This is a genomic window from Wenjunlia tyrosinilytica (assembly GCF_014646055.1).
Lineage (GTDB): Bacteria > Actinomycetota > Actinomycetes > Streptomycetales > Streptomycetaceae > Wenjunlia > Wenjunlia tyrosinilytica.
Map to the genome: position 1 here is coordinate 1 of NZ_BMMS01000068.1, position 14,332 is coordinate 14,332.

Annotated in this window: 2 protein-coding genes; both read right to left on the reverse strand. The window is 71.2% G+C overall.

Features of this window, described 5'->3' with window-relative positions; translation table 11 throughout:
- Nucleotides 1-13,981: non-ribosomal peptide synthase/polyketide synthase (locus IEY86_RS34700; protein WP_189135890.1), on the reverse strand; the 13,981-nt coding region annotated here is incomplete at its 3' end.
- An 11-nt stretch (nucleotides 13,982-13,992) separates the two neighbouring features.
- A partial coding sequence (locus IEY86_RS34705; protein ID WP_189135891.1) for a phosphopantetheine-binding protein occupies nucleotides 13,993-14,332 on the reverse strand: 340 nt, incomplete at its 5' end.

Consider the following 14,332-nt stretch of genomic DNA (forward strand, 5'->3'; position numbering starts at 1 on the left):
CACCAACAACACCCGACAACACCAACCCCAAACGCCCCGCCAACCCCTCCACCGTCCCCACATCGAACAACGCCGGGTCGTAGGCCAGGTCAAAGCCCAGCCGGTCGGAGATGTAGGCGCGCAGGCTCAGCGGGAAGTTGGTGGCGTCGACGGCCTGGACCTCATGGACGCGCAGGCCCGCGCCTTCCGAAGTCGAGTCGTCGAACGGGTAGTTCTCGAAGACCACAATGCTGTCGAACAGGCCGGCGCCGCTGGGCAGTTCGCTCCATCCCTGGATCTGCGCCAGCGAGACGAAGTCGAAGCGCCGTGACTCACTCTGCTGGACCTGCAACTCCCGCAGCCACGGCAGCACACCTTCACCACCGTCGACGGACACGCGCGTCGGCACGGTGTTGATGAACATGCCGACCATCGACTCCACACCCGCCAGCTCCGCCGGACGCCCGGACACCGTCGTGCCGAACACCACGTCCGACTCACCGCTGTACCGCGACAGCAACAGCCCCCAAGCACCCTGCACCACGGTGTTCACCGTCAGACCATGGCGTCTGGCCATCGCATGCAGCTCGGCGGAGGTCTCCTCGGGGAGTTCGAAGTGCACCAGCTCCCCCGACTCGGCCCGGTGAGCCTCGACGGGCTGCCGGTCGTACGGCAGCGGTGTCCGCGCCTCGAATCCGGCCAGCACCGAGCGCCAGTGCTCCTCGGCCTGCCGCTCGTCCTGCTCGCCCAGCCACTTGAGGAAGTCACGGAACGGCCGGCGTGCCTCCACCCGCGGCGTGCGCCCCTCGACCATGGCCGCGTACTGCTCGCAGACCTCCGCGAAGATCTGGCCCGTGCTCCAGCCGTCCAGCACCAGGTGGTGCGAGGTCCACACGAGCAGAATCTCGTCGTCGGAGAGCCTGACGACGGCCAGCCGCATCAACGGTGCCCGGTCCAGGTCCATGCCTGCCGCGCGGTCCTCGGCCAGCAGCCGCTCCAGCTCACCGTCGCGCTCGGCCTCGGCGAGAGCGCGCCAGTCGTGGTGGACCGTTGGCACGGTCACTCGGCGGTGGACCACCTGCAATGGCCGGTCGACGCCTTCCCATACCGCACGGCTGCGCAGCACGGGCGTCCGGTCGACCACCCGCTGCCATGCCTCGCCGAATGCCTGGGGGTCGAGGACCCCGGTCAGCCGCAGCGACACCTGGTCGAAGTAGGCACCCTTTGCATCGACGAGGCCATGGAACAGCATCCCGGCCTGGAGCGGTGTCAGCGGGTAGACATCCTCGATGGCGTCCACCGCGGGACCGCGCCCGACGACCAGATCCACCTGTTCCTGATCCAGGTGCGCGAGCGGGAAGTCCGACGGGGTACGACCGCCGGCGTCCAGCCGGGCGCAGTGCTCCACGATCTCCCGCAGCGACTCGACGACCTCGACCGCAAGCCGCCGCACGGTCTCCTCGTCGTGGAGCTCGTCGGAGTACGTCCAGCCGAGCTCCAGCTCGCCGTCCGCGACCACACCCGTGACATCCAGGAGGCAGGCGCGGGTGCCTTCAGGGTCGGCGTCCTGCCCGATTCCCGGCAGCCAGGCGCGGTAGAGCCCTTCCGGGCCTTCCGCGCAGGCGGGTGCCACATCCCACTGGCCGTGGTAGTTGAAGCTGATCCCCGGCTGCGGGTCGTCCCGCAGCGCCGCGGCCGGTGCGCTGTCGGCGCTCAGGTGGCGCAGCGCGCCATAGCTCAGCCCTCGGTGGGGCACGGCCCGCAGTTGCTCCTTCACCGACGTGAGGGTCTGCCTCCAGTCGTCCCCGGTCGACGCGGGAAGGGACAGGGCGACGGGGAACTCGGCGGTGAACCAGCCGACCGTCTCCGACAGGTCCAGCCCTTCGACGACCTCCTCCCGGCCATGGCCTTCCACGCCGATGAGCACCCGGTCATGGCCCGTCCAGCGCGCCAGCACCCGGCCCAGGGCGCTCAGGAGCACATCGTTGACCTGGGTGCGGTAGACCCCGGGAACCTTGTGCAGAAGGGCGTCGGTGTCCTCCCGGCCGAGCCGGACGGAGACGGTACGGGCGGAGGCCGCCGTGTTGGGCCCGCCGCGGTCCAGGGGAAGGGTGGCGGCGACGGGGTCGGACGCGCCGGACCAGTAGGGGAGGTCGGCGTCGAACGCACCGGCCCTGACATGCTCCTTGAGCCTGTGTGCCCATTCCCCGTACCCGCTCGTCCTGGTCCCGAGGTCCACCGGCTGCCCGGCCGTGATCTGCTGGTAGGCCGTCTCCAGATCACCGAGGACGATCCGCCAGGAAACGCCGTCGATCACCAGGTGGTGGACGGTGAGGAGCAGGCGGGGCGGCCGCTCCCCGCCGAAGGTGAACAGCAGCGCGGCGAGCAGGGGACCGTTGACGATGTCCAGGCCGGCCCGGGCCGCTACGGCGGCCTCCTCCATGGCGGCGTTCCGGGCTTGCTCGCCCACCACCGCGGCGAGGTCGTGGCGGCGCAGCACTCCCGCGGACCCGACGTCACCGGTACCGGCCGTGGGGACGTCCTGCCACCACGTCCCGTCGTCGTCGTGGTGGAAGCGCGTGCGCAGGGCGTCGTGGTGCGCCACCAGCGCGTCCAGCGCCCCGGCCAGCGCGTCCTCGTCGACGTCGCCGGCGAGTTCCACGAACGTCGTCATGGTGAAGTGCAGTTCGCCGCGGGGCCCGGCGCTGTCCTTGCCGTCGAGGAACCAGCGCTGGATCGGGGTGAGCGGGGCGGGTCCGGCGACCGGTCGTGCCTGCTCGACGGAGGTCCCGGGCGCGGGGGTGAGGTCGACGCCGGCGGCGAGTTCGGCGATGGTCTGGTAGAGGAAGATGTCCTTCGAGGTCAGCCGCAGTCCCGTCTGCCGGGCACGGGAGACCACCTGGATGCTCAGGATCGAGTCCCCGCCGAGGCCGAAGAAGTTGTCCTCGACGCCGACCCGTTCAAGGCCCAGCACCTCGGCCCAGATCCGGGTCAGCTCGCCTTCGGTCGCGGTCCGCGGGGCCATATGGCCGCGCTCCTGCGCCGGTTGGAGCAGCGGGGCGGGCAATGAACGGCGGTCGACCTTCCCGCTCACGGTCGTCGGCAGCTCGTCGAGCACGACGAAGGCCGACGGCACCATGTAGTCCGGCAGGCTGCGCTTGAGCCACGAGCGCAGGTCCGACGTCTCCAGCCCCCCGGCACCGCCATCGCCGCCGCCATCCCCATCGCCATCGCCGCCGCCATCCCCATCGCCATCGCCGCCGCCATCTCCATCGCCGGGGGCTTCGCCTTCGGCCACCAGGTAGGCCACCAACCGCTTGTGCCCGTTGTCCTCCCGGGCGACCACCACGGCCTCATCGATCCGGGGATGGGCCAGCAGCGCGGCCTCGATCTCACCGGGCTCGATCCGGAAGCCGCGGATCTTGACCTGCTCGTCCGTGCGGCCCAGATACTCCAGGGTGCCGCTCTCGGTCCACCGCACCCTGTCGCCGGTCCGGTACATCCGCTCGCCGGGCGTCCCGAACGGGTTGGCGACGAACCGGTCCGCCGTCAGCCCGGGCCGGTTCAGATAGCCGCGGGCGACCTGGGCACCGGCCACATGGAGTTCACCGGGGACACCGATGGGCACCGGGCGCAGCGCGCCGTCCAGCACATAGGCCTGGAGGTTGCGCCCGGGACGGCCGATGACCGGCCGGTCGAGCCCGCCCTCGAAGTCGCCCGCGCCGCCGCTGCCGGCAGGGTCGGCCACCCGGCAGTACACCGCGTCCACGGTGCACTCGGTGGGGCCGTAGTAGTTGAAGGCGGTGGTGTCCGGTGCCTGTCCCAGCTCTCGCCACAGGGCGGCGTCGGTTGCCTCGCCGCCCACCATCAGCAGGCGGGGCCGGTGCCGCTCATCGGTCAGCAGGCCCGCCGCGGTGAGCTGGTGCAGATAGGAGGGAGTGAGGTCGAGGAAGTCGATGTGCCGCTCGGCGACGTAGTCGACGAGGGCGGCCGGATCGAGGCGGACGGCGTCGTCGATCAGGTGCAGTTCATGGCCGGCCGCCATGAACAGCGGGCCTTCCCATGCCGTGTCGAACGAGAACACCGCGGTCAGCGCGGCCCGCAGCCGGTGCCCGGCAGCGGCGGCTCCCGGTTCGATGAGCTCTCTCAGGTGGTCGTGGAAGAGATTGACCAGGTGGCGGTGCTCGATGACCACACCCTTGGGCTTGCCGGTGGAGCCGGAGGTGTAGCTGACATAGGCGGGGTTGTCGACGCTCAGCGGGGCGAGCCGTTCGGCGTCGGTGGGATTGGTGCCGGGTCGCGCGGCGACCGCCGCCCGGGTCTCCTCATCGTCCAGGAGGACGAGAGCCGTACCGTCGTCCACCGTCCTGTGGACATTGCCCGCGTCCTCGGTGGTCACCACGACCGCGGGTGCGGCATCCGCGAGCAGGAAGCCGATCCGGTCTTCCGGCAGCGCCGGGTCGATCGGCAGATACACAGCGCCTGACTTGAGGACGGCCAGCAGGCCGACCACCATGTCCGCGGTGCGGGGCAGGGCCGCCGCCACCACCCGCTCCGGCCCCGCGCCCAGCGCGATGAGGTGATGGGCGAGGCGGTTGGCCCGCTCATTGAGCAAGGCGAAGTCGACGGCGCTGTCCTGGAAGACCAGCGCGCTCGCCCGCGGAGTCCGCGCCACCTGCTTTTCGAACACATCGGTGAAGGTCACCGCGGGCACGTCGAGCGAGGTGTCGTTCCACTCCACCAGCACCTGGCGCCGCTCGTCCGGCGTCAGCATCGGCAGCCGTCCCACCGGGCGGTCGGGATCGGTGGTGATGCCTTCCATCAGCACCAGCAGATGCGTGGTCATCCGCTCGATCGTGGACGCGTCGAACAGGTCCGTGTTGTACTCGGCGACTCCCACGAGAGCGTCGTCGCGCTCGAGGAAGTCGAAGCTCAGGTCGAAGCCCGCCGTCGTGACCGGCAGCGCGATCTCCTCGACCTCGAGGCCCGTCAGCCGCGGGACCTGGCTCTGGAGGTTGTGCAGCGCCACCATGGCCTGGAACAGCGGTGTCCTGCTGGTGTCCCGTTCCGGCTGGAGCTCGTCCACGACACGCTCGAAGGGCACGTCCTGGTTGGCGAACGCTTCCAGCACGGTGGTCCGCACGGAGTCGAGGAGTTCGGTGAAGGTCGCCTCGCCGTCCACCGTGGAGCGCAGGACGAGGGTGTTGACGAACATGCCGACCAGGCGCTCGACCTCGGCCCGCTCCCGGCCGGAGGTGACGGTGCCGACGGCGATGTCGTCCTGGCCGGACCACTTGGCGAGCAGGAGCTGGCAGACGGCGACGAGTGTCATGAAGAGCGTGCCGTCGTGCCGACGGCCCAGTTCACGTAGCCGTGCGGTCAGTTCGGCGGGGACGACGAACTCCAGCAGGGCACCGTTCTTGGTCTGCACCGCGGGCCGGGGCCGGTCGGTGGGCAGTTCCAGTGGTGCCACCGCGGCGAGCCGCCGCCGCCAGTGGTCCAGTTGGCCGTCGAGGGCGGTGGCGGCGTGGAGCTCGCGCTGCCAGGCCGCGTAGTCGGCGTACTGCACGGGCAGCGGTGCGAGGTCGGCGGTCTCGCCCCGCACGGCGGCGGCATACAGCTCACTCAGATCGCCGCTGATGACCCCTGTCGACCAGCCGTCGGTGACGATGTGATGCATCGTCAGCGTCAGGGCGTGCTCGTCCTCGGCCAGCCGCACCAGACCGGCACGCAGCAGCGGCCCGCGCCGCAGGTCGAACGGGCGGCTGCTCTCCTCCCGCAGAACACGGGCCAGCCGGGCCTCGCGATCCCAGCCGCCGCCGCTCAGGTCCGGGCCCGCGGTCAGGTCCACCACTTCGAGGCGCACCTCGTACGGCGGGCCCACGATCTGCGCCCCACGGCCGTCCACCTCGTCGAACGTGGTGCGCAGCGGCTCATGCCGGGCAACCAGGGCGGTCAGCGCCGAGGTGAGGGCGTCGATGTCCGGGGTGCCGCGCAGTCGCAGGGCGAACGCGGTCACATACTCGGCGCTGTCCGGCTCGAACTCGTTCAGGAACCACAGGCGTTGCTGGGCGAAGGACAGCGGCAGCGCCCCCTCCCTGTCCACGGCGGGGATCGCGGCGGCGCGGGAGGTGGCGGGGATCGCGGCGGCGAGTTCGGCGACCGTGAGGTGGGTGAAGACGATCCGCGGTGACAGCTCCACGCCGAAGGCGGCCCGGAGCCTGGAGGTCACCCGGATGCTGAGGATGGAGTCACCGCCGAGCTCGAAGAAGTTGTCCTCGGCGCCGACCCGCTCCACTCCCAGCACCTCGGCCCAGATCCGGGCGACCGTCCGCTCGTCGTCCGTCCGCGGCTCGACATGGCCGGTCCGCCTCGCGGCAGCGGTCTCCGGCGCGGGCAGGGCCCGGCGGTCCAGCTTTCCATTGGAGTTCAGGGGCAGCCCGTCGAGCACCACGAAGGCGGCGGGCACCATGTACTCGGGCAGGCCGCGCTGGAGGAACGCCCTCAGCTCGGAAGCGGCCGGCTCGCTCGCCCCGGCGGGGACCACATAGGCCACGAGGCGTTTGACACCGGGCTGGTCCTCGCGGGCGACGACGGCCACCTCGCCGACCTCGCGGTGCCCGGCGAGCACCGCCTCGATCTCACCCGGTTCGATGCGGAAGCCTCGGATCTTGACCTGGTGGTCGGCCCTGCCCAGGTACTCGAGCCTGCCGTCGCGCAGCCACCGCGCCCGGTCCCCGGTCCGGTACATGCGTGTGCCGGGCGGGCCGAACGGGTCGGCGAGGAAGCGGTCGGCGGTCAGCCCCGGCCGGTTGAGGTAGCCGCGGGCCAGTCCGCGGCCCGCGACATACATCTCACCGGCCACCCCCGGCGGCACCGGGCACAGGTCGGCGTCCAGGACATACACACGCAGGTCGGGGATGGGCACACCGATGGTGCTGCCGGCGGCCCGGGCGGCGGTGGCGCGGTCGAGGGCGATGTGGGAGACATGCACGGTGGTCTCGGTGATCCCGTACATGTTGACGAGCACGGGTGCGTTGTCCGCGTGCAGGTCGTACCACTCCCCCAGCCGCCACAGGTCCAAGGCCTCGCCGCCGAAGACCACGTGGCGCAGGTTGAGCCGCCCGCCGAGCACCCGGTTGTCCCGGTCGGCGCGCATCAGTTGGTAGAACGCCGAGGGCGTCTGGTTGAGCACCGTGACCCGCTCGGCGACCAGCAGCCGCAGGAACTCCTCGGGCGAGCGCGACACCGCGTGCGGGACGACGACGAGCCGCCCGCCGTGCAGCAGGGCGCCCCAGATCTCCCACACCGAGAAGTCGAAGGCGTGGGAGTGGAACATCGTCCACACGTCGTGCTCGTCGAACGCGAACCAGTGGCGGGTGCCGGTGAACAGGCGCATTACATTGGCGTGCGGGATCACCACGCCCTTGGGCTTGCCGGTCGAGCCGGAGGTGTAGATGGCGTAGGCGGGGCTCGCCGGACCCGGCCGGGCCGCGGTCGGGTTGGTGACGGGCATCGAGGCCAGGGCTTCGGCGAACCCGGGGTCGTCCAGCGCCCTGAGCGTCAGCACCGGTTCGGCGTCGTCCAGCATGTGGGTGACGCGCTCGGCGGGGAGGTCCGGATCCAGGGGAAGATAGGCGGCCCCGGCCTTGAGCACGGCGACGACGGCCACGATCATGTCGAGCGAACGCGGAAGCGCGAGCGCCACATAGCGCTCCGGACCGGCGCCCAACTCGGCCAGCCGGTGCGCCACTCGGTTGGCCCTGGTGTTCAACTCGGCGTAGGACAGGCGGTCGTCGCCGAAGGTGACCGCGGTCGCCTCGGGTGTCCTGGCCGCCTGCGCCTCGAAGAGGTCGACGAGTGTCGCGCCCGCCGTTTCGTCCTGGGCCGCCTCGGCCTCGTCCGTGCCGTTGTTCCACTCCACCAGCACCCGTTGCCGCTCGTCGGCGCGCATCCAGGGCACCTGCCGCACGGCCCGGTCCGGGTCCCCGGTGCCCCCGGCATCCCCGGTCGTCCCGGCGGCCTCGGCGATCCCGGCGAGGACGAGGAGGAGCCGGTCGGCCAGCGAGCCGGCGGTCTCCGCGTCGAAGAGCGCCGGGTCGTAGGCGAGATCGAAGCCGAGCCGGTCGGAGAGGTAGGCGCGCAGGCTCAGGGAGAAGTTGGTGGCGTCAACGGCCTGGACCTCTCGGATCCGCACCCCCGCCCCGGCCGTGGCCGAGTCGTCGAACGGGTAGTTCTCGAACACGACCATGCTGTCGAAGAGGTTGGATCCGCCGGGCAGTTCGCTCCATCCCTGGAGCTGCGCGAGCGAGACGAAGTCGAAGCGCCGTGACTCACTCTGCTGAGCCTGCACCTCCCGCAGCCACTCCATCACGCCCCGGCTGCCATTGACGGACACCCGGGTCGGGACGGTGTTGATGAACATGCCCACCATCGACTCGACGCCCGGCAACTCCGCCGGACGCCCCGACACCGTCGTCCCGAACACCACATCCGGCGCACCGCTGAATCTCGACAGCAGCAACCCCCAGGCGCCCTGCACCACGGTGTTCACCGTCAGGCCATTGCGCCGTGCCATCGTGTGCAGCAGGCTCGACTGCTCGGCGGTCAGCCCCACCCGCACGGTCTCGGACGAACGGGTGCGGTGCGCTCCGGAGGGCTGCCGGTCGTACGGCAGTTCGGTGGGTGAGTCGAACCCGGCCAGCACCGAGCGCCAGTGCTCCTCGGCCCGGCGCTCGTCCTGTCCGCCCAGCCAGTGCAGGTAGTCGCGGAACGGCCGCCGCGGTACGGGCTCGGGCCGCCGCCCCTCGACGATCGCGGCGTACTGCTCGCACACCTCGGTGAAGACCTGGGCGAGGCTCCACCCGTCCAGCACCAGATGGTGCGAGGTCCACACCAGCAGGAGCCGGTCGTCGGAGAGCCTGGCCAGGGACAGCCGCATCAACGGCGCCCGGTGCAGGTCCATGCCCGCCGCACGGTCCTCGGCCAGCAGCCGCTCCAGCGCCGCGCCCCGCTCGTCCTCGCCGAGGCCCCGCCAGTCGTGGTGGACCGCCGGCACCGTCACGCGGCGGTGGACCACCTGCAAGGGCTCGTCGACGCCTTCCCAGACCACCGCGCTGCGCAGCACCGCAGTGCGGTCCACCACGCGCTGCCACGCCGACGTGAACGCCTGCGGGTCGGCCACCCCGTCGAGCAGGAGCCTTGCCTGATCGAGGTAGATGTCGGCCTCGGAGTCGACCAGGCTGTGGAAGAGCATCCCGGACTGCAACGGCGTGAGCGGATAGACGTCCTCGACCCCGCGTCCGTCACCGACCAGGCGGTCGACGGCCGGCTGATCCAGTCGGGCCAGTGGGAAGTCCGAGGGGGTACGGCCGCCCGCACCGGGGTCGGCGCAGTGCTCGACGATCTGCGTCAGGGCACGGGCCATGGCCTCGGCCAGTCGCCGCACGGTCGTCTCGTCGTGGACCTTCTCGGAGAACAGCCAGGTCAGCTCGAGTTCCCCATCGGCGACCAGGCCGGAGACATCCAGCGCATAGGTGGAGGGCTCGTCGGGCGCGAGGTCCGCTCCCACGGTCTCCCGCAGCACCCGGTAGAAGACGTCGTCGGCCCCCGACGAGTCCCACTGGCCGTGGTAGTTGAAGCAGATCCGCGGCAGCGCGCCGTCCCGCGGTACATCGTCCCGCAGCGCGGCGGCCGACGAGCCTTCGGCGCTCAGATGGGCCAGCGCCTCGTAGCTCAGTCCGCGGTGCGGCACCGAACGCAATTGCTCCTTGACCGCCTTGAGGGTCGCACCCCACCCCTCGGAGCGGGCGGGAAGCGACAGAGCGACGGGGAACTGCGTGGTGAACCAGCCCACCGTGCGGGACAGATCGACGCCGTCGAGGATCTCTTCGCGGCCGTGGCCCTCCATCGCCACCAGCACGCTCTCGCGCGCCGTCCAGTCGCACAGCACCCGGCCGAGCGCGCTCATCAGCACATCGTTGACCTGGGTCCGGTAGGCGGCGGGCACCTGGTGCAGGAGAGCGTCCGTGGTCTCCCGGCCGAGACGCACCGAGACGGTGCGGGTGGATCCGGCCGTCCCCGTGCCGCCGTCGTGGTCCACCGGAAGCTCGGCGCTCGCGTCGGCGCGCGCCTGGCCGGACACCTCCGTCCAGTGCGCCAAGTCGCCGTCGAGCGCGCCTTCCTGGACATGCTCGGTGAGGCGGTGCGCCCAGTGGGTGAACGGGGTGCCGGTCGGCTCCAGCCGCACCGGCACGCCTGCCGTGATCTGCCGGTAGGCCGTCTCCAGGTCGCCGAGCAGGATCCGCCAGGAGACACTGTCGACCGCGAGGTGGTGCACGGTGAGGAAGAGCCGGGGCCGCCTGCCGGGCCCGAGGAGGAAGAGCACCGCCTGGAACAGCTTCCCCGTTCCGAGGTCGAGGCCCGCGCGTGCCCGCGCCGCGGCCTCCTCGATCGCCGCCCGCTGCCCTTCCTCGTCCAGGGCCGACAGATCCCGCCGGTCGAGGACGTCCGGCGCCGGCTCGACCGGCTCCTGCCGCCATTCACCGTCGTGCTCGGTGAACCTCGTCCGCAGGGCCTCATGGTGTGCCACGACCGCTTCCACGGCGGAGCCCAGGGCGGCCTCGTCCGGCTCGGGGCCGGTGTCCACCTCGCCGACCATGGACATCGTGAAGTGCCGCAACGGGCCGTGGGTGGCGAAGAACCACCGCTGGATCGGGCTCAGCGGCGCAGGACCTGCCGGTACCGTCCGCTCGTCGGCCGCCGGCTCGGCGGCGACCTGGGCGGCGAGAGCGGTGGCGAGGGCGCCCACCGTCTGGTGGAGGAAGATGTCCTTCGAGGCGAGCGCCAGCCCTGCCTGCCGTGCTCGGGAGACCACCTGGATGCTGAGGATGGAGTCGCCGCCGAGCTCGAAGAAGTTGTCCTCGACGCCGACCCTCTCGGCACCGAGCACCTCTGCCCAGATCCGGGCGAGTTCCTGCTCCATGGGGGTGCTCGGGGCAATGTACTGGCCGGTGCGGCCCTGGCCGCCCTCCGGCACCGGGAGGGCTTTGCGGTCCAGCTTTCCACTCGTGGTCGTCGGCAGCGCGTCGAGGACGACGAACGCCGAGGGGACCATGTAGTCCGGCAGGGTCAGCCCGAGCGCCGTACGCAGTTCGGCGGCGGTGGGCGGCGCGGTGTCGGCGGCAGCGGGTACGAGGTACGCGACCAGCCGCTTGCGGCCGCCGTCGTCCTCCTTGGCCGCGACGACCGCCTCCGCGACACCGGGCTGTCCCAGCAGCGCGGCCTCGATCTCACCGGGTTCGATCCGGAAGCCGCGGATCTTGACCTGCTCGTCGCTGCGGCCCAGGTACTCCAGGGTCCCACTCCGCGTCCAGCGCACCACATCCCCGGTGCGGTACATCCGCGTTCCCGCGCCGCCGAAGGGGTCCGCGACGAACCGTTCGGCGGTCAGGCCGGGCCGGTGCAGATAGCCACGGGCGAGCTGGTCGCCCGCGAGGTGGAGCTCGCCCGGCACACCGACCGGCGCCGGGTCCAGCCGGTCGTCGAGCACATAGGCCCGCAGATTGCCCAAGGGCCGTCCCACCACGGGCCGTTCACCCTCACCCACACGGCAGGACAGCGCGTCGACCGTGCACTCGGTGGGGCCGTAGAAGTTGTAGCTGACCGTGCCGGTCTCGGCCGACAGCTTCCGCCACAAGGACTCACCGATGGCCTCACCGCCCAGCATGAGGACCTTCGGCCGGTGCCGGCGATCGGTGAGCAGGCCGGCGGGCAGCAACTGGTGAAGGTAGGAGGGCGTGAGGTCGAGGAAGTCCACGCGGTGCTCGGCGATGTAGTCCACGAGCGCCTGCGGGTCCAGCCGCACGGTCTCGTCGATCAGATGCAGCTCATGGCCGTCGGCCATCAGCAGCACACCCTCCAACGAGGTGTCGAACGAGAACACCGCGGTCAGCGCGACCCGCAGTCGTCCGCCACCGGCCTCGGCGACGAAGCCCTCGCGATGGTTGACCAGCAGATTGACCATGGCACGGTGCTCGACGGCGACGCCCTTCGGCCGCCCGGTGGAGCCCGAGGTGTAGATGACATAGGCGCAGTTGTCGGGCCGCAGTGGTCCCACCCGGTCCTCGTCCGTCGGATCGCCGACCGGGGTGGCACCGGTGGCTGGGTCCGTCTCCAGGGCGGCGGCGAGCGAAGCCGCGTCGAGCACCAGGGCCGGGCGGGCGTCACCGAGCAGATACTCGATCCGGTCGGCGGGCAGGGTGGGATCGACCGGCAGATAGACACCGCCGGCCTTCAGCACGGCGAGGATGCCGATCACCGTCTCCGCCGAGCGCGGAAGGACGAGCGCCACGACCCGCTCCGGCCCGACGCCCTGCCGAATGAGGCGGTGGGCCAGGAGATTGGCTCGGGCATTGAGGGTGGCGAAGTCCAGCACGGTGTCGCGGAAGACCAGGGCGGTCGCATCCGGGGTGCGCGCGGCCTGCGCCTCGAACATCTCCGGGAACGTCAGGGCCGGAACGTCGGTCGCGGTGTCGTTCCAGCCGGTCAGGACCGTCCGCCGCTCCTCCTCGGCCAGCAGCGGCAACTGCCCCACGGGGCAGTCCGGGTCGGCGGCGATACCCGCGAGCAGGACCAGCAGATGACCGGCCATGCGCTCGGCAGTGGCCTGGTCGAAGAGGTCGGCGTTGTACTCGAGCAGACCCGCGAGCGTGCCGTCGCCCTCCTCGAACTCGACGCTGATGTCGAAGTTGGCCGCGCGCCTGGACACAGCGACGTCCTCGACCCGCAGGCCGGTGAACGAGGGCGAGGTCCGCCGGGTGTTGTGCAGCAGCACCATCGCGTCGAAGAGCGGGTTGCGGCTGACGTCCCGCTGGACTGCGAGCGCCTCCACCAGCCGCTCGAACGGCGCCTCGTCATGGGCGAAGGCGTCGAGCACCGTGTCCTTGACCCCGGCGAGGACATCGCGGAATCCCATGGAGCCGTCGACGGTCGAGCGCAGCACAACGGTGTTGACGAAGAAGCCGACCATGCGGTCGAGCTCCGGACGGTTGCGGCCGGAGGTCACGGTGCCGACGGCGATGTCGTCCTGCCCGCTGTACCGGGCGAAGAGCACCTGGCAGGCGGCAACGAGGACGGTGAAGAGCGTTGTCTCCCCGCCGCGGGCCAGCTCGCCGAGCCGCGCGGCGACAGCGGCCGGGACGGCGAACTCGTGCACGGCACCGGCCGAGGTGCGCACCGCCGGTCGGGGGCGGTCCGTCGGCAGCTCCAGCGGGGACGTGCCCGCGAGCTTGCGCCTCCAGTAGCCGAGCTGTTCCTCGAGGGCCTCGTCCGTCAACCGCCCCCGCTGCCAGACCGCGAAGTCGGCGTACTGCAATGGCATGGGAGCCGACGCGGGCTCCTCGCCCCGCAGGGCGGCGTCGTAGGAGGTGCTCAACTCCTCGACCAGCACTCCCATCGACCAGCCGTCGGTGACGATGTGATGGGCGGTCAGAAGGAGGACATGCTCGCTCTCCCCAAGGCGTACGAGCAGCGCCCGGAACAGCGGGCCCTGCCGGAGGTCGAACGGGCGCGAGTACTCGGTGAGCAGCAACCGGTCCAGCTCACCGGGGCCGGAACCGACCGCACCGGCCAGGTCCATGACCGGCACGGGCAGCTCACTCGGCGGGTGCACGATCTGCACACCCTTCCCCTCGACCTCGTCGAAGGTGGTCCGCAGCGACTCGTGGCGGTCCTGGAGCCCCCGCAACGAACGGGTGAGGGCGGGGACATCGAGCGCTCCGGTCAGGCGCAGGGCCAGAGCACTGTTGTACTCGGCCTCGCCCGGCTGGAACTCACCCAGGAACCACAGGCGCTGCTGGGAGAAGGACAGCGGCAGGGGCCGGGTGCGGTCCGCGGGTGGGATGGTGTCCGACCGCTGCGCCCGCCCGGCGAGGCGTCGGCGCAGCACCTCCTGCAAGTCGGCAGGCAGGGCGGAGACTCGGCTCTCTTTCGATGACGACATGGATCTCTCCCCTAGATTTCGCCGTCGATGCCGTCACCGAAGGCAACCCGTTCGAGTTCGCGCAGGATCTTCTCCTCGACCAGCTCCGCGAGGGCCGAGACGGTGTGCGCGGTCAGGACGTCCCGTGGCGTGAGGGTGACGTCGAAGGCCGTTTTGGCCTTGGAAGCGATCAGCAGGCTGCGGACGGAGTCACCGCCGAGCTCGAAGAAGTTGTCCTCGGCTCCCACGCGTTCCAGTCCGAGCACCTCGCGCCAGATCTCGGCGACCGCACGCTCGGTGTCGGTGCGGGGCTCGACATGCCCGGCGCCGGTGGCGGCCGTGAACTCGGGCGCGGGCAGGGCCTCGCGGTCG